The organism is Enterobacter sp., from assembly GCF_977039595.1.
The window spans coordinates 102,389-125,315 of record NZ_CDRQYH010000001.1; the positions used below are offsets into that span (position 1 = coordinate 102,389).

The following is a 22,927-nucleotide window of genomic DNA, read 5'->3' on the forward strand; positions in this document are numbered from 1 at the left end:
AGTTAATTTAGCTGAGGCGTTGCGGCCCGGCGCGAATGCCGTGAGCCTGGCTAATCCAGGTTGAAACAGAGAATGAAACAGGTGAAACAAACTCACGTTGCGTCGACTGACGAGCTATGACCGGCGGCTGGCTGTCCTGCGTGAGCAGCGCGTTGAGCGTGTCCAGCAGGGCAAGATGCTGAGCCTGCACCGGCAGCGCCTCTTCCGCAACAGGCATGGCCTGCGGTGCCATCGCAAACGACAGATGGCGGATAACCGTGCGGATAGCGTGCTGGTGCCAGTAATCGACGGTGAAGTTTGGACGGCGGCTGGCTTCAAGCCACGCAAGGTTAGTGAAGTTAACCCGCGTGTTGAAATCGTGTTTAGTCGTGGAGGTTTTTGCGGGCGTCGCCGCTTCGGCACTGTTACTGAGCGCAGGCAAGCCAAAGCTCGCCGCGACCATCCCTAATAAGAGATGCGGCCAGAAGTAACGTCTGCCAAATTGTCGCCAGCGCGTCAGTATTCCGCTCACCTGCTCCACCCAATAAGCCAGCCTTGCAGAGGCTGAGTTCAGTTATTCTTTTAGCGCCCAGATAGTATCACTAAAGCCAATGCACATCAGCAGGAATGAGGTGCCGCTGCGGGGAAAAACGGTCAAGAATGCAGCTAACGCACACATTTTCTGCGAAGGACAAACAAGAGATAACGCTGGGGCAAACTAAGAAGGGTAAAAATAAAAACGACTGGTGTTCCTGGTCGGAGAGAGTACCAGGTTAACCAGTCGATTTTTTTACGAAACGGCGTGAACCGTTACGCCAGAACCATGCTCGGTGCTTTGAAAGCCAGCGGCAGTTCAGCTTCGTCTTCGAAGGTCACATATTCCCAGGCTTCCTGTTTTGCCAGGACGGCCTGCAACAGTTTGTTGTTCAGCGCATGACCGGATTTGAACGCGGTAAATGCACCAATGATGTTGTGACCACACATGAACAGGTCGCCGATAGCATCCAGCATTTTGTGACGAACGAATTCATCTTCGAAACGCAGGCCGTCTTCGTTCAGTACGCGATAATCGTCAACAACGATGGCACAATCGAAGCTGCCGCCCAGGCACAGGCCGCGGGACTGCAGATATTCTATATCACGCATGAAGCCAAACGTACGGGCTCGGCTGATCTGGCGCATAAACGCATCGGCAGAGAAGTTCATCGCATAGCGTTGGGTGCTGGAGTCAATCGCCGGATGGTTAAAGTCGATGGTAAAATCCAACGAGAAACCATTGTACGGTTTGAATTCAGCCCATTTGTCGCCATCTTCGACGCGAACGGTCTCTTTGATGCGAACAAATTTCTTCGCGCAGTTCAGTTCTTCGATGCCAGCATCCAGCAACAGATAGACGAACGGTGCAGCACTGCCATCCATAATCGGGATTTCTGGCGCATCGACTTCAACAATAATGTTGTCGATACCCAGTCCCGCCAGGGCGGCGTTCAGGTGCTCAACGGTAGAAATCCGCACGTCATGCTCGTTCACCAGACAAGTACAGAGCATAGTATCACGCACAGATTTGGCATCGGCCGGAAAATCTACCGGTGGATTCAAGTCGGTGCGACGATAGATGACCCCGGTATTGGCCGGCGCAGGGCGTAACGTCAGCGTGACTTTCTTGCCGGTATGTAAACCGACACCCGTCGCCTGAACGATACGTTTAAGTGTCCTTTGTTTGATCATCGTATAATCTCGCCAAATTAACTATCCAACCGAGAGTGTATATCACTAACGGTGGGCCAGTTTAGCACAAAGAGCGCAAATCCCCAAATTCCAGCCAATTCTTAGTCAGCTTGCTTACGCAGGAACGCCGGGATATCCAGATAATCTGGCTCTTTCGCCGTTTGCGGCGTTGGGTCGTTCACCACTTTCGCGGCCGGTTTCTGCTCCTGAGTCAGAGGAGACATACCGTGCTGCTGGTAACGATCCATTACCGGTTGCTGAGTCTGCTTGTTAGTCACTAAGGTGATCTCAGGACGTTTGTCCATGCCGATACCGGTAGCAACAACGGTAACACGCAGCTCGTCGTTCATTTCAGGGTCAAGAGAAGTACCGATTACCACGGTAGCGTTGTCAGAGGCGAACGCACGGATAGTGTTACCCACGGTTTCAAACTCATCCAGACGCAGGTCAAAGCCAGCGGTAATGTTGACCAGCACGCCGCGCGCACCAGACAGATCGATATCTTCCAGCAGTGGAGAAGAGATGGCCATTTCAGCCGCTTCTTCTGCACGATCTTCACCGCTCGCCACGCCAGAGCCCATCATCGCGTAGCCCATTTCGGACATCACGGTGCGAACGTCTGCAAAGTCAACGTTCATCAGGCCAGGACGGGTAATCAGTTCAGCGATACCCTGGACCGCGCCTTTCAGCACGTCGTTTGCTGCACCGAATGCGTCCAGCAGGGAGATACCGCGCCCCAGAACCTTCAACAGCTTGTCGTTAGGGATGGTGATCAGCGAGTCCACATGCTTGGACAGCTCGGTGATACCCTGCTCCGCGAACGCCATACGCTTCTTGCCTTCAAAGTTGAAAGGCTTGGTCACGACAGCAACGGTCAGGATACCTAAATCTTTAGCTACTTCAGCCACAACAGGTGCTGCGCCGGTACCCGTACCGCCACCCATACCTGCTGCGATGAAGACCATGTCCGCACCTTCCAGTGCAGCGCGCAGCGCTTCACGATCTTCTTCAGCCGCATTGCGACCAACTTCCGGGTTAGCCCCTGCTCCCAGCCCTTTGGTGATACCACCGCCGATCTGGATAGTCTGGCCTACAGCCGTCTTACGCAGTGCCTGCGCATCGGTGTTAACTGCGAAGAATTCAACACCTTCAATGCGTTCACGCACCATATGCTCTACGGCGTTACCGCCGCCGCCACCGACGCCGATGACTTTAATCACCGCGTCGTTGGTCAGTTCCATAGGTTCAAACATAATTTCTCTCTCCGTTGTGCCTGTCGCCCGAGACCGCTAATTCTCTCCGGTCTCTTAAAAAAATTAAAACTCTTTTCGCAACCAGTTGTTCAGTCGTTTGACCCACGCCCCCACTGAGACGCGTTTTTCCACTTCTGCTTCACCACTGAGATGAGATTCCTTCCCGTAGTGAAGCAGGCCCACAGCCGTTGAATAATACGGCTCCTGAGCATAATCCGTTAAACCGGTGATATTCAGCGGCGCACCAATACGCACCTGCGTATGGAACACGCGCTGAGCACAGGCCGCAAGACCTTCAATTTGCGCCGCACCGCCGGTTAATACAATCCCCGCCGCAAGATGATGCTTAACACCCTGCTGACGAAGCTGTTCCTGTAACTGTAAAATCTCTTCGTTGACCAGGTTGAGCAGCTCGGTATAGCGCGGCTCAATCACCTCTGCCAACGTCTGGCGCTGCAGGCTACGCGGTGGACGACCACCGACGCTCGGCACTTCAACGCTCTCATCTTTGCCAACGATAGACCCCAGCGCACAGCCGTGGCGCACTTTAATTGCTTCTGCATCGCTCGGCGGCGTACCAAAAGCGTAAGCAATATCGCTGGTCACAACGTTCCCGGCATAAGGGATCACTTTAGTGTGGCGCAACGCACCGCCGGTATAGACGGCGATATCCATTGTACCACCACCAATATCGACCACACAGACACCCAGTTCACGTTCATCTTCTGTCAGCACGGAATAACTTGCCGCCAGACCCGCGAAAATAAGTTGGTCAACTTTCAGGCCACAACGTTCAACGGCTTTTACAATGTTCTTCGCCATATCGTTGTGACATGTGATCAGGTGCACTTTTGCCTGCATACGTACGCCAGAAAGACCGACCGGGTTCTTGATCCCTTCCTGGTAGTCAATCGCATATTCCTGCGGAATGACATGCAGCACGCGATGTTCGTCGCGGACACGCACGGATTTCGCCGTGTGCACTACGTTTTCAACGTCTTCCTGCGTCACTTCTTCTTCGGAAATCGGCACCATACCAATTTCGTTCTGGCAGCTAATGTGCTTACCAGAAAGGGCCAGATAGACAGACGAAATCTGGCAATCTGCCATCAGTTCAGCCTGATCGATGGCGCGCTGAACGCATTTCACCACCGATTCAAGATCGTTTACCCCACCTTTATCCATACCACGGGACGGGCAACTGCCTACGCCAATGATATTGACCATACCGTCGGGCAGAACTTCCCCTACTAAAGCGGCAACCTTCGCGGTGCCAATCTCCAGTCCAACTACCAGTTTTCTGTCCGTCGCCTTGATCATTGTTGTTCTGCCTGTACCTGTGCCTGATTCTGTTGCTGATTAGGTTCCTCGACCGGAGCCGGTACCCAACCGACTGCTGCGCCTGAGTCATAGCGCAAATCAACGTAGCTTATCCGTTTGCCGTCAGTCTGTGCCTGCTGCTGTAAAACCGGGTAAAGTTCGACAAAACGCGCCAGACGCTTCATGGTGTCCCCGCGTCCCAGGTTGAGCTTAATGCCGTTCGTTAACGTCAGCTGCCAGGAACGGCGCGCCGTCATGGCAGCATCTTTTAACGTAAACCTGTCCTTCGCCAGCACCTGACCCATTTCGCGAAAACCCTGTAACACTTCGTTTTCGCTGCCTTCAGGGCCATACAACATCGGTAAATTTTGCTTGTTGACACGATCGGCCGGGACGCTGAAGGAATTTCCGTCTGCGTCAACCATGTGCTGATCATTCCAACGCGCAATGGGCACATATTCAACCAGATGAATCTTCAATTCATCAGGCCATTGCTTTCTTACGCTCGCCTGTTTTATCCATGGCAGACGTTCTATCTGACTCTGAATAATATTGACGTCCTGCGTCATAAAGGTGCCAGGCGAACCCAGCGCCAGTATTGACTGGCGAATATCGTCGTTACGCGTGTAGTGACGCTCACCGGTGACCACCAGCTTAGAGAGCGGCAACCGCTGCGCATCTTCCATCCAGCCCAGGACCATCCAGCCGCTGATAAACACGGTGCACAGCACCCCGAGCAGGAAAATGATGCCTGCAAGACGCGTTCCATTACTGCGGCGTGAAGAGGTGTATTCGTCCTCGTCATCGCGGTTGCGCGTGTTCAATGCAGCCTGAGACATATCAGCCCGCCTGGTCCAGAATGCGCACGACTAACTGCGAGAAACTCATCCCCGCCTGACGCGCGGCCATCGGCACAAGGCTGTGGCTCGTCATACCCGGAGAGGTGTTGGCTTCCAGCAGATAAAATTGTCCATCTTTGTCCTGCATCACATCGATGCGTCCCCAGCCCTGGCAACCCAGAACATGCCAGGCTTTAAGCACCAAGGACTGTAAATCGGCTTCACGCTCAGCTTCAAGACCACTTGGGCAGAAATATTGCGTCTCATCAGAGAGATACTTCGCCTCATAATCATAGAAGACTCCAGCGGGTTGGATACGGATTGACGGTAAAATTTCTTCGCCAAGCATCGCGACGGTAAATTCCGGCCCGCTGAGCCATTTCTCTACCAAAACTTCATCATCATGTTGAAATGCCAGCGCTAAAGCGGACGAAAGATCTTCAGCTTTGTCGACTTTGGACATTCCCACGCTGGAGCCTTCCCGGCTTGGCTTTACAATAACCGGTAAGCCCAGTTCAGCAATGCGTGCATTAACGCTATCCGGCAGGCCCAATTCAAATTCGCGACGCGTCAGTGCCACCCATGGCGCGACAGGTAAACCTGCGCCCTGCCACAGCAGCTTGCTGCGCAGTTTATCCATAGAGATAGCAGACGCCATCACGCCGCTGCCGGTGTATGGCAGACCGATCAGATCCAGAAGCCCCTGCAGGGTGCCGTCTTCGCCGCCACGACCGTGTAAAGCGATAAAGACTTTATCGAAGCCCATGGCTTTTAACTGCGTCACGTCGACCTCTTTTGGATCGACCAGGTGCGCATTGACGCCACCTTCACGCAGGCCCGCCAGTACAGCGGCGCCGGAATTCAGGGAAACCTCGCGCTCGGCGGAGGTGCCGCCAGACAGGACAGCAATCTTATCAGCCATGATGCTCATCCTCCTGGGTTTGCGGCTTCAGTTTGATTTCAGCTAAGGTACGGGCGATTTTGCCGATATTTCCCGCGCCCTGAATCAGAATCAAATCGTTACCCGTCAGGACCGGTGCCAGAATTTCCGCCACCTGTACAGGGTCAGAAACCAGAATAGGGTCAACCTTACCGCGTCCACGGATTGTACGGCACAGGGAGCGGCTGTCGGCCCCTGGAATCGGCGTCTCGCCTGCGGCGTATACGTCCAGCATTAACAGGGTGTCTACCTGTGACAGGACGCTGGCGAAATCGTCATACAGATCGCGCGTACGCGTGAAGCGGTGCGGCTGGAAGATCATCACCAGATTTTTGTCAGGCCAGCCCGCGCGTGCGGCTTTAATGGTGGCGTCCACTTCGGTCGGATGGTGGCCGTAGTCGTCCACCAGCATCGCCGAACCGGCTTTACCGTTCACTGCATCCAGCGGGAATTCACCGAGGAAGTCGAAACGGCGACCGGTGCCCTGGAAGCTTTCCAGCGCGCGCAGAATCGCATCATCATCAATGCCTTCTTCCGTCGCGACGGCCACTGCCGCTGCGGCATTGAGGGCGTTATGGCGCCCTGGCGCATTCAGCGTGACGTGCAGCAGCTCTTTGTCCTGACGCGCCAGCGTGAAGTGTCCCTGCGCGCCAATCTGTTTGTACTCCTCCACGCGGACGTCAGCGTCTTCGCTGAAGCCGTAGGTGGTGATTTGACGACCCACGCGCGGCAGCAGCTCGCGGATCACCAGATCGTCTACGCACATTACCGCACGTCCATAGAACGGCAGGTTGTGCAGGAAGTTGATGAAGGTCTGCTTTAAGTTCTCGAAGTCGCCCTGGTAGGTATCCATATGGTCAGCTTCGATGTTAGTGACAATCGCCACCATCGGCTGCAGGTGCAGGAACGACGCGTCGCTCTCATCCGCTTCAGCAATCAGATAACGACTGTGGCCCAGACGTGCATGCACGCCTGCGGCTTTGACCAGACCGCCGTTGACGAACGTCGGATCGAGCCCCGCTTCCGCATAAATACTGGAAACCATCGCCGTGGTCGTGGTTTTACCGTGGGTCCCGGCAATGGCGATGCCGTGACGAAAACGCATCAGTTCCGCCAGCATTTCTGCACGGCGGATCACCGGAATGCGCGCTTCGTGCGCAGCAACGATTTCAGGGTTGTCAGAGGAGATGGCGCTTGAGACCACCACCACGCTCGCATCGCGCACGTTTTCCGGACGATGGTTGAAATAGATAGTCGCCCCAAGCGACGCCAGCTGCTGCGTAACAGGGTTTGGCGCCAGGTCAGACCCGCTGATCTGATAGCCTTCGTTAGCTAACACTTCGGCAATACCGCCCATGCCAGCACCACCGATGCCAACAAAGTGAATGTGCCGGACGCGACGCATCTCGGGCACGATTGAACGCAGTTTTGCCAGTTGTTGTGTATTCATTCTCTAAACGCCATCGACTACTTAAAATTCGTGCCGCGCTTCACGCGCTGCGAGGGTTAAGCCTGGGCTGCCAGGCTCACTTCTTTTGCCACCCGTTCCGTCGCATCAGGGATAGCGGCCGCGCGCGCGCGTTGTGCCATCTCCAGCAGTGCGTCTCTGTTCCAGCCCGCCAGGGTGGTGGCGACCGCGTCGGCGGTAAATTGTGGCTGCTCAAATATCTTCGCCGCACCGGCTTTCTCAAGCGGCAGCGCATTCCAGTACTGCTGTCTGTCTTTGTGCTGGAACGGCACAAACAGGGCCGGCAGACCGGCGGCGGCGATCTCGCTCACCGTCAGCGCGCCTGAACGACAGACCACGACATCGGCCCAGGCATACGCTGCCGCCATGTCGTCGATAAACTCAGTGACTTTATGCTGCGGCTGACCTTCGTCTGCATAAGCTTGCTCAACGGTCTGCTGAGCGCCTTTCCCGCTCTGGTGCCAGATGGTCACGGTATCGCCCAGCTTTGCGGCAACCTGCGGCATCGTCTGGTTTAAAATGCGTGCGCCCTGAGAGCCCCCGACGACCAGTACACGAACCGGTCCTTCACGGCCCGTCAGGCGAGCATCCGGCAGAGGCAGCGCCAGCACGTCGACACGCACCGGATTACCCACTACGTCCGCTTTCGGGAACGCGCCGGGAAACGCCTGCATAACTTTGGTAGCGATTTTCGCCAGCCACTTGTTGGTCAGACCGGCAATACCGTTCTGCTCATGCAGCACGACGGGAATACCTAACGACCACGCCGCCAGCCCGCCAGGGCCCGAGACATACCCGCCCATGCCCAGCACCACATCAGGCTTAAAGCGCTTCATGATGGTGCGCGCCTGACGCCAGGCGTTAAAAATACGCACCGGAGCCAGCAGCATTGCCTTGAGGCCTTTGCCCCGAAGGCCGGAAATACGAATAAAGTCGATCTCGATACCGTGCTTCGGTACCAGATCGGCCTCCATGCGGTCTGCGGTTCCCAGCCAGCGTACCTGCCAGCCCTGTTCCATTAAATGGTGCGCAACCGCCAGTCCCGGGAACACGTGTCCACCGGTACCGCCTGCCATCACCATTAACCGCTTCGGTTGATTCATCGTGAACCTCGTGTAAACGCCTGGGCTTTTTCCAGACGCGTTTCATAATCTATGCGCAACAACAGCATGATGGCCGTCGACATAATCAACAGACTGGAACCACCATAACTGATCAACGGCAACGTCAGACCTTTGGTCGGCAGCATACCCGCTGCGGCCCCGACGTTAACCAATGCCTGGAAGCTAAACCAGATACCAATTGAGCAGGCCAGGAAGCCTGAGAAGCGGTGATCGATCTCCAGCGCTTTCCGGCCGATGGACATGGCGCGGAAAGCGACGAAGAATACCATTAATAGCGCTAATACCACACCGATATAACCCAGTTCTTCCGCAATAATGGAGAAGATGAAGTCAGTATGCGCTTCCGGTAAATACTCGAGTTTCTGTACCGAGTTCCCCAGCCCCTGTCCCCAGACTTCACCGCGACCAAAGGCCATCAGCGACTGCGTCAGCTGATAACCGCTGCCGAACGGATCTTCCCACGGGTTCCAGAACGAGGTCACACGGCGAATACGGTAAGGCTCGGCGAGGATCAGCAGCACAACCGCCGAAATCCCCATCCCGATAATAGCGATGAACTGCCACAGCTTCGCGCCCGCCAGGAACAGCATGGCCAGGGTGGTAACGAACAGCACGACAACGGTACCGAGGTCAGGCTGCGCCAGCAGTAATACCGCCAGCACCAGAATCACGCCCATCGGTTTTAAGAAGCCGCGCAGGTTGTTACGCACCTCATCTACCCTACGCACCAGGTAGTTAGCCAGGTAGCAGAACAGGGAGAGCTTGGTAAATTCCGCAGGCTGAATACGCAGCGGGCCGAAGGCGATCCAGCGGGATGCCCCGTTAACGGAGCTGCCCACCACCAGTACGATCAGCAGCATAATAATCGACGCGATCAGCATCGCCGTACTGTGCCGCTGCCAGAACTCCATCGGCAGACGCAAGGTCACCAGCGCCAGACAGAACGCCAGGATAATGTAAAGACCATCACGCTTGGCAAACAGGAAAGGATCGTTCGCCAGACGCTGCCCGACAGGCATTGATGCCGACGTCACCATAATAAAGCCTACCGCCGCCAGCCCCATCGTGAGCCAGAACAGCGTGCGGTCGTACATGATCAGGCTGTCGTTATCTTTTTGACGAGAGCCCATTACCCAGCCTTTGAGCGCCGCAAACAGCCATGCCAGGATCCCAAATCCTGGCATGCGCGGCATTTTCAGGCGAGGGATAGATAAACGCATCAGCCTAACTCCTTCGCCAGGCGGGTAAAGACATCACCACGCTGTTCGAAATTCTTGAATTGATCGAGGCTGGCACAGGCCGGAGAGAGCAGCACCATATCGCCTGGCTTCACGCGAGGGGCAATCAACCGCATCGCCTGTTCCATGGTTTCGGTTTGCTCGGCAACTTCAGGGCGCAGTTCAGCAAGTTCGCTGCCGTCACGGCCAAAGCAGTAGAGACGGATGTTATCGCCGGAGAGATAGGGCTTCAGCGAGGAAAAATCAGCTGATTTACCGTCGCCGCCCAGCAGTAAATGCAGGGTGCCGTCAACGTGCAGCCCGTTCAGCGCGGCCTCCGTGCTACCCACGTTGGTGGCTTTGGAGTCGTTAATCCAGCGCACGCCGTTGTGCTCCAGCGCCAGCTGGAAACGGTGTGCCAGACCAGAAAAGGTGGTTAACGCTTTCAGGCTGGAGGAGCGCGGCAGCCCTACAGCATCAGCCAGCGCCAGCGCCGCCAGGGCATTGGTGTAGTTGTGCTGACCTGTGAGCTTCATCTCTTTCACGTTCAGCACTTTCTCACCCTTCACGCGCAGCCAGGTTTCGCCCAGTTGGCGGTTCAGGTGGTAGTCCCCCATCGTAATACCAAAGCTAATACAGCGATCGTCTGCGCCACGCACCGGCATCGTCAGAGCGTCATCGGCATTAACAACGCAGACTTTTGCATTTTCATAAACGCGCAGCTTAGCGGCACGGTATTGCTGCAGGCCAAATGGATACCTGTCCATATGATCTTCAGTCACGTTGAGGATCGTCGCAGCCGCAGCATGCAGGCTGGAAGTCGTTTCCAGCTGGAAGCTGGAGAGTTCCAGCACGAACAGCTCGCAGCCTTTGTCCAGCAGCATCAGAGCAGGTAAACCAATGTTACCGCCAACGCCGACGTTCATGCCTGCCGCTTTCGCCATTTCACCCACCAGAGTGGTGACGGTGCTTTTACCGTTAGAACCGGTAATAGCGATAACGGGCGCCTGCACTTCACGGCAGAACAGCTCGATATCGCCGACAATTTCCACACCCGCATCCGCGGCAGCGCTCAGCGAAGGGTGCGCCAGCGCCATACCCGGGCTGGCGACAATCAAATCGGCTGCCAGCAGCCAGTCATCATTCAGACCACCAAGGTGGCGTTCAACCTGTTCCGGCAGTTTGTCCAGACCCGGTGGAGAGACACGCGTATCCATCACGCGCGGCGTCACGCCGCGCGCGAGGAAAAAGTCCACGCAGGAGAGCCCCGTGAGGCCCAACCCGATGATAACGACTTTTTTGCCCTGGTAATCTGCCATGATTAACGTACCTTCAGCGTTGCCAGGCCAATCAGCACCAGCATCAGCGAAATAATCCAGAAGCGCACAATCACGCGCGGCTCCGGCCAGCCTTTCAGTTCATAGTGGTGGTGAATCGGCGCCATACGGAAGATGCGCTGACCGCGCAGCTTGAAGGAACCGACCTGCAAAATCACCGACAGGGTTTCCACCACAAACACGCCGCCCATGATCACCAGCAGGAACTCCTGACGCAGCAGTACGGCGATAATGCCGAGCGCACCGCCCAAAGCCAGAGAACCGACGTCACCCATAAAGACCTGCGCCGGATAGGTGTTGAACCACAGGAAGCCCAGCCCCGCGCCGACAATCGCCGTACAGACGATCACCAGCTCACCCGCGTGGCGCAGATAAGGGATGTGCAGGTAGTTCGCAAAGTTCATGTTACCGGTCGCCCACGCCACCAGCGCAAAACCGGCGGCCACAAAGACGGTTGGCATAATGGCCAGGCCATCCAGACCGTCGGTCAGGTTAACGGCGTTGCCCGTGCCGACAATCACAAAGTAGGCCAGCAGAATGTAGAACAGCCCCAGCTGTGGCATCACGTCTTTAAAGAACGGCACAACCAGCTCGGTGGCCGGTGTGTCTTTGCCTGCCAGATACAGAGCGAAGGCAACGCCCAGCGCGATGACCGACATCCAGAAATATTTCCAGCGCGCGATCAGGCCCTTAGTATCTTTACGAACGACTTTGCGGTAATCATCCACAAAACCGATGATCCCGTAACCCACCAGTACCGTCAGAACGCACCAGACGTACGGGTTGGAGGGGTACGCCCACAGCAGCACGGAAACAACGATGGCGGTCAGGATCATGATTCCGCCCATGGTTGGCGTGCCGCGCTTGCTGAAGTGCGACTCCGGACCGTCGTTACGCACAACCTGGCCGAAAGAGAGTTTTTGCAGACGGGCAATCATGCGCGGGCCCATCCACAACGAGATGAACAGCGCAGTCAGCAGGCTGACGATGGCGCGAAACGTCAGATATGAAAAGACGTTAAAGCCTGAATAATATTTGACCAAATGTTCGGCCAGCCAAACTAACATGTCCCGTTCTCCTGTAATGCGTGCACAACCTCTTCCATGGCGGCACTACGTGAACCTTTCACTAACACAGTCACAATTTGTTTTTCTGTAATCAACGCTTTAAGGCGCTCTATCAACGCGGCTTTATCAGCAAAATGCTCGCCAACGCCGCTGGCATGGCTAATCGCCTGGCTCAGTTTTCCTGCGCTCAGCACGCAGTCCAGCCCCGCCGCTTTCGCCGCTTCACCGACCTGGTTATGACAGGCTTCGCTTTCGTCGCCCAGCTCTGCCATGTCGCCAACCACCATGATGCGGTAGCCCGGCATTTCGGATAACACCTGCACCGCCGCAGTCATTGAACCAACGTTCGCGTTGTAGGAGTCATCCAGCAGCAGTTTGTTTTCCGAAAGCTGAATCGGGAACAGACGACCAGGCACGGCTTTCAGGTTCGCCAGCCCAGTTTTGATCGCCTCATGTGAAGCGCCCACCGCCGTTGACAGCGCCGCCGCCGCAAGGGCATTGGCGATGTTATGGCGACCCGGCAGCGGCAGCAGAACCTCCACGCCCCCCGTTGGGGTCGTAAGGGTGAACTCGGTGCCGTGGGACGTCACATGGATATTAGTCGCCGTAAAATCACTGTTGGCCGCATTTGGCGAGAAGCGCCAGGTTTTACGCGAGCCAATGATGCTCTGCCAGTTCAGCCAGTCGTTGTTATCGGCGTTCAGAATAGCGATACCGTTATCCGGCAGGCCGGTATAAATCTCACCTTTCGCTTTCGCCACGCCTTCCAGCGAGCCAAAGCCTTCCAGGTGCGCAGCCGCGAGGTTATTCACCAGCGCAGCTTCCGGGCGAGTCAGGCTCACGGTCCAGGCGATTTCGCCCTGGTGGTTTGCTCCTAACTCGATCACCGCATAGTCATGTTCTTTGGTCAGGCGAAGCAATGTCATCGGCACGCCGATGTCATTATTGAGGTTGCCCGCGGTATAAAGCGTATTGCCGCACTGGCCGAGGATCGCCGCCGTCATCTCTTTCACCGACGTTTTGCCGGATGACCCGGTCAGCGCGACGACGCGAGCAGGCACTTGCTGACGCACCCAGGCGGCCAGCTCACCGAACGCGAGGCGCGTATCTTTCACCACAATTTGCGGCAGATCGATATCGAGCTTGCGGCTGACCAGCAGCGCACCGGCGCCGTTCTCTTTGGCCTGTTCAGCAAAATCATGCGCGTCAAAACGTTCGCCTTTCAGCGCCACAAACAGACACCCCGCGGTGATTTTGCGGGTGTCCGTCGTTACGGCATCAATGGTCAGGTCTTGCCCGTGCAGGTCGCCCTTCAGGATTGCAGCGGCCTGACGTAACGTGATGCTAATCATGCCACGACTCCCAGCAGACGAGCTGCCGTTACGCGGTCCGAGTAGTCCAGACGGCGATTGCCAACGATCTGATAATCTTCATGCCCTTTGCCCGCTAAGAGGACAACATCATTCTCCTGCGCCTGCATAATGGTATTGGTCACGGCTTCCACACGGCCTTCCACCACGCGAGCACGGCCCGCGTCCAGCATGCCCGCCAGAATGTCATTGATGATGGCGCGCGGCTCTTCCGTACGCGGGTTGTCATCGGTTACTACCGGAATATCTGCGAACTGCTCGGCAATAGCCCCCATCAGCGGGCGTTTGCCTTTATCGCGATCGCCGCCGCAGCCAAACACGCACCAGAGTTTTCCGGCGCAGTGCAGGCGCGCCGCTTCCAGCGCTTTTTCCAGCGCATCCGGCGTGTGGGCATAATCAACCACAACGGTCGGTTTGCCCGGCGCGTTGAACACTTCCATACGGCCACAAACCGGCTGCAGACGCGCTGAGGTTTTCAGCAGTTCAGCCATCGGATAACCCAGCGCCAGCAGCGTCGCCAGCGCCAGCAGCAGGTTGCTGACGTTGAACGCGCCCATCAGGCGGCTTTCAATTTCGCCTTCACCCCAGGAAGAGGCAAAGCGGATTGTCGCCCCACTGTCGTGGTAATTCACCTCAACCGCCTTCAGCCAGCGTCCGTGGCAGTTCGGATTGATATGGTCTTCCATCGACACCGCAACCGCATCCGGCAGCTTCGCCAGCCAGCGGCGGCCCACTTCGTCGTCGGCGTTGATGATGGCTTGTCCGTAATGGTGAGTGGAGAACAGCAGCCATTTCGCGGCTTCGTAATGCTCCATATCACCATGATAATCAAGATGATCGCGGCTCAGGTTAGTAAACACTGAAGCGGCAAATTTCAGCGCCGCAACCCGATGCTGTACCAGACCGTGCGAAGATACTTCCATCGCAGCAAAGGTTGCCCCCTGCCCAGCCAGACCTGCAAGCACATGCTGTACGTCTACCGCCGAGCCGGTGGTGTTTTCCGTCGGGCTCACTTTGCCCAGCAGGCCGTTACCTACGGTACCCATCACTGCACCGGTTTCACCCAACAGCTGGGCCCACTGCGCCATCAGCTGCGTGGTGGTGGTTTTACCGTTCGTGCCCGTCACGCCGACCAGACGCAGCTGGTCGGAAGGTTCGTGATAAAAACGTCCCGCCAGCGCGGAGAGACGCTCGTTTAACTGGCTGAGATAGATAACCGGCACCCCGTGCATTTCACGGATCTCACCGTCGGTTGCCTCATCTTTGGCCTCAGCAATAATGGCAGCCACACCTTGCGCAATCGCCTGCGGGATATAACGACGCCCGTCCGCCTGATGACCGACCACCGCCACAAAAAGATCGCCAGAAGCAGCCACGCGGCTGTCCAGTACCATCTCTCGCAGTGCTCGCTCCGGTGCATTTGGCACCCACGGAGCGAGAAGGTCGCGCAAATTACGATCTGCCACCTGTACCCTCGCCTTGATTAATTACAAATTCACTTTTTTCGCCCGTCGCCAGCGCATCCGGTTCAATGTTCATGGTGCGTAACACGCCGCCCATGATAGCCCCGAACACAGGCGCGGAGACGGCGCCGCCGTAGTATTTACCCGCCTGTGGATCGTTTATTACGACCACCAGCGCAAAACGCGGATTGCTTGCAGGCGCAACGCCTGCGGTATAGGCAATATATTTGTTGATGTAGCGGCCGTCTGGCCCCACCTTTTTCGCTGTACCGGTCTTGATGGCAATGCGATAACCTTTGATCGCCGCCTTCACGCCGCCGCCGCCAGGCAGCGCCACGCTTTCCATCATGTGCACCACGGTACGAACGACAGATTCCGGGAAGATACGCTCGCCCGGAACCGGTGGATCAACTTTAGTAATCGACAGCGGACGATAGACGCCATAGCTGCCAATCGTTGCATAGACTCGCGCTAGCTGTAACGGAGTTACCATTAGCCCGTAGCCGAAAGAGAAGGTGGCCCTCTCTATGTCAGACCACCGTTGTTTTTGAGGATATAAGCCACTGCGTTCTCCGACCAACCCCAAATTGGTCGCCTTTCCAAGTCCAAAACGTGAGTAAGTCTCTACTAACGCTGAGGACGGCATCGCTAACGCCAGCTTTGAAACGCCGACGTTACTCGACTTCTGTAATACCCCGGTCAGGGTCAATTCGCTGTAGCGCGCCACGTCTTTGATTTCGTGACCGTTAATTCGGTATGGAATGGTATTCAGTACGGTGTTTTCGTTGACGATACCGCGCTGAAGTGCAGTCATGACCACCATCGGCTTAACCGTCGAACCCGGTTCGAACACGTCGGTGATGGTACGGTTACGCATAACATCCTTCTGCGTGCCGGTAAGATTATTAGGGTTGTAGGACGGGCTATTGGCCATCGCCAGCACTTCACCCGTGCTGACATCAACTAACACAGCACTGCCCGATTCCGCTTTGTTGAAGGCCACGGCATTGTTCAGTTCGCGGTAAACCAGCGCCTGTAATCGCTCATCAATACTCAGCGCAAGGTTGTGTGCGGCCTGGCTGTCCGTTGAGGAAATATCCTCGATCACGCGACCATAGCGGTCTTTACGCACAATGCGCTCGCCGGGCTGGCCGGTAAGCCATTTATCAAAGCTTTTTTCAACGCCTTCAATCCCCTGGCTATCGACGTTAGTAAAGCCAATGAGGTGAGCAGTCACTTCGCCGGATGGATAGTAACGACGGGATTCTTCACGCAGATGGATCCCCGGCAGCTTCAATTTTTTGATGTAGTCCGCCATGTCAGGGTTCACCTGACGTGCCAGATAGATAAAGCGCCCTCTCGGGTTCGTATTCACGCGTGAAGCTAACTGGTCCAACGGCATCTTCAGCGCATCCGCAAGGGCCTTCCAGCGGTTATCAAGCGTGATACCGCCAGCATCATGCAGTTCTTTAGGATCGGCCCAAATCGCCTTCACCGGCACGCTCACCGCTAGCGGACGACCCGAGCGATCGGTAATCATCCCACGGGATGTCGACACTTCCTGAACGCGCAGGGAACGCATGTCACCCTGGCGTACCAGCATGTCAGGAGCGATGATTTGTAGCCAGGCCACGCGTCCAAGCAGAAAACCCAGAGCGAGTAAAATGCAGCCGCAAAGCAACGCAAAACGCCAACTGATAAAGTTGGCCTGTTCTTCCTGACGTTTTGGTTTTAGCGTTTTTGCCGCTGCTTTCATGCGTCGCGTTTTCCCTTATTTTTGTACTACGATATTTTCCTGCGAAGGATCAACATGCTGCAATTGCAGCTTTTCCGTTGCGATCCGTTCAACCCGGCTGTGATCGCCGAGCGCGTTTTCTTCAAGGATCAGATTTCGCCATTCAATATCCAGCGCATCGCGTTCCAGTACCATCTGCTCGCGTTGCGCAGTCAATAAACGTGTATGGTGGGCGGTGGTCACCACCGTAACTGCCGTGACAATGATGCAAATGAACAGACAGAGTGGCAGTTTCCCAAACCGCAAAAGATCGTCGCCGATCACGCCAGGCAAGGCATGGCGCTCGTTGCTTCCTAACGAATCCTTAACTTTGCTTAGGGTCTCTGTCACTCTGCCGATCATGCGTTCGTCCTCTCTGCAACACGCAGCACTGAACTACGGGCGCGTGGATTCTCTGCCACTTCTTCTTCGCCCGGCATCAACTTGCCTAATGCTCGCAACTGACGGCCACCCAGCTTCCTGAGTTGTTCTTCCGTCATCGGCAGCCCCGCTGGCACCTGTGGACCGCGGCTTTGTTCACGCATAAAGCGTTTCACAATACGGTCTTCCAGCGAATGGAAGCTGATGATGGATAACCGCCCCCCCGGGGCCAGCACGTCGAGCGAGCTTTTTAGCGCCAGCTCTATTTCCTCCAGTTCACTGTTTACCCAGATGCGAACCGCCTGGAAGGTACGGGTCGCGGGATGTTTGTGCTTATCCTTCACCGGTGTCGCCGCCGCGATCACTTCGGCCAACTCTTTGGTGCGGGTCATTGGCTCAATGCGATTACGCTCAACGATGGCGCGCGCGATTCGTTTGCCAAAGCGCTCTTCGCCAAACGTTTTGATGACCCATGCAATATCGGCTTCGTCAGCGGTCTGTAACCACTCAGCGGCAGACTGACCGCGCGTTGGATCCATCCGCATATCCAGCGGACCATCACGCATAAAGGAGAAACCACGTTCGGCATCATCAAGTTGGGGTGAAGAGACGCCAAGATCGAGAAGAATCCCGTCGATCTTACCCGTCAGGCCGCGCTCAGCAACATAATCTGCAAGCGCAGAAAAAGGTCCATGCACGATGGAAAAGCGTGGGTCATTGATGGTCTGAGCAACCGCAATTGCCTGCGGATCGCGATCGATTGCCAGCAGGCGGCCTTCCTCTCCGAGCTGGGAGAGAATCAAACGCGAGTGACCACCGCGACCAAACGTGCCATCAATGTAGATGCCATCCGGACGAATATTCAGACCGTTTACGGCCTCGTCCAGTAACACCGTTTTGTGTTTATAATTTTCCATCATATTTATAGAGACAAGTCCTGCAGCCGTTCCGATAATGTCGCGGAATCAGACTGCTCAGCGTCGATATCTTCCTTGACCTGTTGATACCAGGTCGTTTCATCCCACAGTTCAAATTTGTTGAACTGCCCGACCAGCATCACTTCTTTGGTCAGACCGGCATGTTGCCGTAACACAGGGGCAATCAGTAACCGCCCTGCGTTATCCATCTGACATTCACTGGCATGTCCCAATAACAGCCGCTGCACGCGGCGTTCCTGCGGGTTCATGCTCGACAGTCGCGACAGCTTTTGCTCAATAATTTCCCATTCAGGCAAGGGGTAAAGCAGCAGGCAGGGGGAGTTAATGTCAATGGTGCAAACCATTTGACCCGCAGCGTTCTCGATCAGCTGGTCGCGATATCGGGTTGGTACCGATAAACGCCCTTTGCTGTCGAGATTGACTAACGTTGCTCCACGGAACATGCCAGTCTCACCCCTCCTCACCACTTTAACCCACAAATTCCCACCTAAAGGAGTTTACGGAGCGAGGGAAAAGCTTGTCAAGCCAGGACTCTCCCTGTAAGGACTCGAACGCCCTCTATTTACAGAGATAAACAGTCCTGGTTAATAACTGCACAACTGGCGAGGCAAAATTAACGTTATGAATATTTGTAAGAAAAAAACCGAATATGCACACTAGCGTTAAAGCTCACTCAATATCATCGCAGATAAATATAAAGTGTCAGTTTGCGACGCGGGCAGCATTTTATGACAGATTCTCAGGGGATAACAGCGCCAGATTCACTCTGGCACCGGGTAAGCGCGGCAGTTGCCACGTAAGCAGCTACAGGAGGAGGAAAAACGTCTGAATATTCATCGGCCGAATAGGGTTTGTAACAAAATAATACAAAGATAGCTGTTTAAAATCGCTGAGATGTTCTTTAAAGGACAATTTAAAAGCCAAAATGAATTAAGAAAAATTGGCGATTATCATCTCACAAGAATTATCCTAATTTCTCTCCGGGAATTATCCGGACGATTTATCGCAGCAAAATGGGGCAGACTTTCCCGCCCCGGTCATTTCATTTTTGGCGGCTTAAAATTCCGCGATGATAGAGATTACGTTTGATACGCGTCAGGCCCGGCTTCGGTTTGCGCGGCTCATCCAGGCTTGCCAGCACAATCTCCAGCACGCGTTCAGCCACATCACGGTGACGCTGTGCTACCGCCAGCACCGGACACTGAAGGAAGTCGAGCAGCTCGTTATCCCCAAAAGTGGCAATCGCCAGGTCAGAGGGAAGTTTACCTTCACGGCGTAAGGTTACATCCATGACACCCTGCAACAGCGCAAACGACGTGGTGAATAGCGCCTGCGGCATCGGGTGTGTCTCTAGCCATTTTTCGAACAGCTGCGCTGCGGCTTCACGTTCGTAACTGTTGGCATAGAGATAGTTAACCTCGCGCTGATCGTCTTTCCACGCGGTTCTGAACCCCTGCTCACGCAGGAAGCTAACGGAAAGCTCGGGCAGCGCGCCAAGATACAGCACAGTTTCTGCGGGGAAAGTTCGCAGCTCTGCGGCCAGCATTTCTGCATCATCCTGATCCGCACCCACGACGCTGGTGAAATGCTCGCGATCGAGCGCGCGATCCAGCGCAACGATTGGGAACGGGTCGTTCGCCCAGCGCTGGTAGAACGGATGTTCTGGCGGTAGGGAGGTCGAAACAATAATGGCATCCACCTGGCGCTGGAGAAGATGTTCAATGCAGCGCATCTCGTTGTCGGGCTGATCTTCAGAGCAGGCAATCAGCAGTTGATAGCCGCGCTGGCGCGCCTGACGTTCGAGATAGTTGGCGATACGGGTATAGCTGGTATTTTCCAGGTCAGGGATCACCAGACCAATAGAGCGGGTACGCCCGGCACGCAGACCGGCTGCGACAGCATTCGGATGGTAGTTATGCTCACGAACCACCGCCATAACTTTTTCAACGGTCTTGTCGCTGACACGGTACTGCTTTGCTTTACCGTTAATCACATAGCTGGCCGTTGTTCGTGACACGCCGGCTAGCCGGGCGATTTCATCCAGTTTCACAATTGCCCCTTAAAAAAAGAAAAGAATCCATGGCCCTGTCAAGGTTATGGTTAAATCTTTTAACATCTAAACGCAGAAAAGCCTTCGCGGCAACCGCTTTTATCTGCGTTGTCGGCTGATTACGCAAAAAAAAGCCCGGCTTTGGTGACCGGGCAGAAAGAGGCGAACCTTTTTGATAACTAACGCATGATTTTCTCGCCGCGTGACAGACCCACTACACCCGATCTCGCGACCTCGACAATTTTTGCAACATCCCGCACGGACGCGAGAAAAGCATCCAGCTTGTCGCTTGTCCCGACCAGCTGAACCGTATAAAGAGAAGGCGTGACGTCGATAATTTGTCCGCGGAAAATATCCGCATTGCGTTTAACTTCTTCACGCCCGTAGCCGCTGGCCTGGATTTTCACCAGCATGACCTCACGTTCAACGTAGGCCCCCTGCCCCAGCTCGCTCACGCGCAGCACATCAACCAGCTTATGCAGCTGTTTTTCAATTTGCTCAAGCACTTTCTCATCGCCAACGGTTTGAATCGTCATGCGCGACAGCGTTGGGTCTTCCGTCGGGGCAACGGTCAGGCTTTCAATGTTATAGCCGCGCTGGGCAAAAAGGCCAATGACGCGCGACAGTGCGCCAGACTCATTTTCCAGTAAAACCGATAATATCCGGCGCATATCAGGTTCTCTCCGTTTTGCTTAACCACATTTCATCCATACCACCTCCACGAATATGCATCGGATAAACGTGCTCGGTCCCATCAACAATCACATCCATAAAGACGAGGCGGTTGTTTTTAACGTGCTCAAGCGCTTGCGCGAGCTTTGTTTCCAGCTCTGCCGGATCGGTCACCCGCATGCCAACATGGCCGTAAGCTTCAGCAAGGCGAACAAAATCCGGCAGCGATTTCATGTAGGATTGAGAGTGACGGCCAGAGTAGATCATATCCTGCCACTGCTTCACCATACCGAGATAACCGTTATTCAGGTTCAGCACCAGTACCGGCAATTCATATTGCAGCGCAGTAGACAGCTCCTGAATGTTCATCTGAATACTGCCGTCCCCCGTTACGCAGACGACGGTTTCATTCGGCAACGCCAGCTTCACGCCCAACGCGGCAGGCAGACCAAAGCCCATTGTTCCTAAACCACCGGAGTTGATCCAGTGTCGCGGTTTATCAAACGGGTAATACAGGGCGGCAAACATCTGATGCTGCCCTACATCTGAGGTTACGTACGCCTCACCTTTCGTCAGTCGCCACACCGCTTCAATGACCGCCTGCGGCTTAATATTTTCACTTTGTGTGTCATATTTCAGGCACTGACGCGCGCGCCACTGTTCAATCTGCTGCCACCAGTCGCGGATCTCATCCAGCGGCTGGGTTGCACTCTCCTGGGCCAGCAGATCCAGCATTTGCTCCAGAACCTGCCGGGCATCACCGACGATAGGAACATCAGCCGATACCGTTTTTGAAATTGACGTTGGATCGATATCAATATGCAGTACGGTGGCGTTAGGGCAGTACTTCGCCAGGTTATTGGTGGTGCGATCGTCAAACCGCACGCCGACGGCAAAAATCACATCGGAATGGTGCATCGTCATGTTGGCTTCATAGGTACCGTGCATGCCCAGCATACCCAGCGCCTGACGATGGGTTGCGGGAAACGCCCCCAGCCCCATCAGCGACGATGCAACGGGAAGGTTGAGTTTTTCAATCAGTTCACGAAGCTGGACTTCACAGGCAGCGTTGATCGCCCCGCCACCGACATAGACCACCGGTTTTTTGGCTGCCAGAAGCGTTTGCAACGCTCGCTTGATCTGACCTTTGTGCCCCTGCGTTGTGGGGTTATAAGAGCGCATGCTGACAGCTTCCGGCCAGACATAAGGCAGCTTGTTTGCCGGGTTGAGGATATCTTTAGGCAGATCGACCACCACTGGTCCCGGGCGTCCGCTCGCCGCCAGCCAGAAAGCTTTCTTCAGTACGCCAGGAATGTCTTCCGTTTGCTTGACCAGGAAGCTGTGCTTCACAACGGGACGCGAAATCCCGACCATGTCGCACTCCTGAAACGCATCGTAACCGATCAGTGAGGTTGCTACCTGCCCGGAGAGGATCACCAGCGGGATAGAGTCCATATACGCTGTCGCAATGCCGGTAATGGCGTTTGTCGCGCCGGGGCCGGAAGTGACTAACACCACGCCCACTTCACCCGTCGCCCGCGCCAGACCGTCAGCCATGTGTACCGCCGCCTGCTCGTGACGTACCAGAACATGGTCAATGCCCCCTACCGTGTGCAGCGCATCATAAATATCGAGAACTGCACCACCAGGGTAGCCGAACACTTGCTTTACGCCCTGATCGATCAGTGACCGAACGACCATTTCCGCGCCAGACAACATCTCCATGGTTTGCCTCCAGGCATATTGTTATAGACGGAATGCCGAATTCATTTCCGCACCGTCTTACGATTGGGAGAAACCAATCTTATATTTTGCAGAGTGTTCTTTACCTTAACCGCTCGTTATGAGGCAGGCAATTAGCAAACCCGGAGAGATAAACGGTGCGTAAAGCAGAAAAAGCAGCTGTTAGCAGAGGATATGGTTAAATACTCTGGGAATAGAGGATGGGGTGATAAATCATCACTGAAAAGCGCGGCAATGCAGGAAATCATCTATTTTTGCGAGCCG

General features: G+C 55.2%; 20 protein-coding genes. All 20 read right to left on the bottom strand.

All coding sequences use genetic code 11. From position 1 onward, the window contains the following. Nucleotides 1-7: 7 nt before the first annotated feature. On the bottom strand, nt 8-511 hold the full coding sequence (gene secM, locus ACWYRJ_RS00460; protein ID WP_188035116.1) for a secA translation cis-regulator SecM: 504 nt from the start codon (nt 509-511) through the stop codon (nt 8-10). Between the two features lie 278 nt (nt 512-789). Continuing rightward, nucleotides 790-1,707 carry a UDP-3-O-acyl-N-acetylglucosamine deacetylase gene (gene lpxC, locus ACWYRJ_RS00465; RefSeq protein WP_008501977.1) on the bottom strand — a complete coding sequence of 306 codons (918 nt, stop codon included), beginning with the start codon at nt 1,705-1,707 and terminating at the stop codon, nt 790-792. 101 nt (nt 1,708-1,808) lie between these two features. Continuing rightward, entirely contained in the window at nt 1,809-2,960 is a 1,152-nt protein-coding gene (gene ftsZ / locus ACWYRJ_RS00470) for a cell division protein FtsZ (protein ID WP_008501978.1), read from the bottom strand. A 63-nt stretch (nt 2,961-3,023) separates the two neighbouring features. Beyond that, complete coding sequence (gene ftsA / locus ACWYRJ_RS00475) at nt 3,024-4,280, bottom strand: cell division protein FtsA (protein WP_455507239.1); 1,257 nt, start codon at nt 4,278-4,280, stop codon at nt 3,024-3,026. Continuing rightward, on the bottom strand, nt 4,277-5,119 hold the full coding sequence (gene ftsQ / locus ACWYRJ_RS00480; protein ID WP_111964036.1) for a cell division protein FtsQ: 843 nt from the start codon (nt 5,117-5,119) through the stop codon (nt 4,277-4,279). Before ftsQ ends, ftsA begins: the two co-directional genes overlap by 4 nt. A 1-nt stretch (nt 5,120) precedes the next feature. Further along, nucleotides 5,121-6,041, bottom strand: coding sequence for a D-alanine--D-alanine ligase (locus ACWYRJ_RS00485; protein ID WP_302235792.1), 921 nt, complete (start codon nt 6,039-6,041; stop codon nt 5,121-5,123). Next, nucleotides 6,034-7,509 (bottom strand): UDP-N-acetylmuramate--L-alanine ligase, encoded by a 1,476-nt coding sequence (gene murC / locus ACWYRJ_RS00490; protein ID WP_455507240.1) that lies wholly within the window; start codon nt 7,507-7,509, stop codon nt 6,034-6,036. Before murC ends, ACWYRJ_RS00485 begins: the two co-directional genes overlap by 8 nt. A gap of 56 nt (nt 7,510-7,565) precedes the next feature. Further along, complete coding sequence (gene murG / locus ACWYRJ_RS00495; RefSeq protein WP_313149366.1) at nt 7,566-8,630, bottom strand: undecaprenyldiphospho-muramoylpentapeptide beta-N-acetylglucosaminyltransferase; 1,065 nt, start codon at nt 8,628-8,630, stop codon at nt 7,566-7,568. Beyond that, entirely contained in the window at nt 8,627-9,871 is a 1,245-nt protein-coding gene (gene ftsW, locus ACWYRJ_RS00500; protein ID WP_455507241.1) for a cell division protein FtsW, read from the bottom strand. Before ftsW ends, murG begins: the two co-directional genes overlap by 4 nt. Further along, nucleotides 9,871-11,187 carry a UDP-N-acetylmuramoyl-L-alanine--D-glutamate ligase gene (gene murD / locus ACWYRJ_RS00505; protein WP_111964039.1) on the bottom strand — a complete coding sequence of 439 codons (1,317 nt, stop codon included), beginning with the start codon at nt 11,185-11,187 and terminating at the stop codon, nt 9,871-9,873. The genes ftsW and murD overlap by 1 nt, the downstream gene beginning before the upstream one ends. A 2-nt stretch (nt 11,188-11,189) precedes the next feature. Further along, nucleotides 11,190-12,272: a phospho-N-acetylmuramoyl-pentapeptide-transferase gene (mraY, locus tag ACWYRJ_RS00510; protein ID WP_008501985.1), complete on the bottom strand. Its 1,083-nt coding sequence runs from the start codon at nt 12,270-12,272 to the stop codon at nt 11,190-11,192. After that, nucleotides 12,266-13,624 carry a UDP-N-acetylmuramoyl-tripeptide--D-alanyl-D-alanine ligase gene (gene murF, locus ACWYRJ_RS00515; protein ID WP_455507242.1) on the bottom strand — a complete coding sequence of 453 codons (1,359 nt, stop codon included), beginning with the start codon at nt 13,622-13,624 and terminating at the stop codon, nt 12,266-12,268. Before murF ends, mraY begins: the two co-directional genes overlap by 7 nt. Next, a complete protein-coding gene (murE, locus tag ACWYRJ_RS00520; protein WP_455507243.1) occupies nt 13,621-15,108 on the bottom strand; it encodes a UDP-N-acetylmuramoyl-L-alanyl-D-glutamate--2,6-diaminopimelate ligase in 1,488 nt (495 codons plus the stop codon). Before murE ends, murF begins: the two co-directional genes overlap by 4 nt. Beyond that, nucleotides 15,095-16,861, bottom strand: a complete 1,767-nt coding sequence (locus tag ACWYRJ_RS00525; RefSeq protein ID WP_111964042.1) for a peptidoglycan glycosyltransferase FtsI — start codon at nt 16,859-16,861, stop codon at nt 15,095-15,097. Before ACWYRJ_RS00525 ends, murE begins: the two co-directional genes overlap by 14 nt. 15 nt (nt 16,862-16,876) lie before the next feature. Continuing rightward, nucleotides 16,877-17,242, bottom strand: coding sequence for a cell division protein FtsL (gene ftsL / locus ACWYRJ_RS00530; protein WP_008501989.1), 366 nt, complete (start codon nt 17,240-17,242; stop codon nt 16,877-16,879). Further along, the gene (rsmH, locus tag ACWYRJ_RS00535) at nt 17,239-18,180 is read right to left on the bottom strand and encodes a 16S rRNA (cytosine(1402)-N(4))-methyltransferase RsmH (RefSeq protein WP_021240527.1); all 942 of its coding nucleotides are present in this window, start codon (nt 18,178-18,180) and stop codon (nt 17,239-17,241) included. The genes ftsL and rsmH overlap by 4 nt, the downstream gene beginning before the upstream one ends. A 2-nt stretch (nt 18,181-18,182) precedes the next feature. Continuing rightward, nucleotides 18,183-18,641 (bottom strand): division/cell wall cluster transcriptional repressor MraZ, encoded by a 459-nt coding sequence (gene mraZ / locus ACWYRJ_RS00540; protein ID WP_021240528.1) that lies wholly within the window; start codon nt 18,639-18,641, stop codon nt 18,183-18,185. A 599-nt stretch (nt 18,642-19,240) separates the two neighbouring features. Continuing rightward, nucleotides 19,241-20,248: a catabolite repressor/activator gene (gene cra / locus ACWYRJ_RS00545; protein ID WP_223581233.1), complete on the bottom strand. Its 1,008-nt coding sequence runs from the start codon at nt 20,246-20,248 to the stop codon at nt 19,241-19,243. Nucleotides 20,249-20,427: 179 nt separating this feature from the next. After that, on the bottom strand, nt 20,428-20,919 hold the full coding sequence (ilvN, locus tag ACWYRJ_RS00550; protein WP_223581231.1) for an acetolactate synthase small subunit: 492 nt from the start codon (nt 20,917-20,919) through the stop codon (nt 20,428-20,430). Between the two features lies 1 nt (nt 20,920). Further along, entirely contained in the window at nt 20,921-22,645 is a 1,725-nt protein-coding gene (gene ilvI / locus ACWYRJ_RS00555) for an acetolactate synthase 3 large subunit (protein ID WP_111964045.1), read from the bottom strand. Between the last annotated feature and the right edge of the window lie 282 nt (nt 22,646-22,927).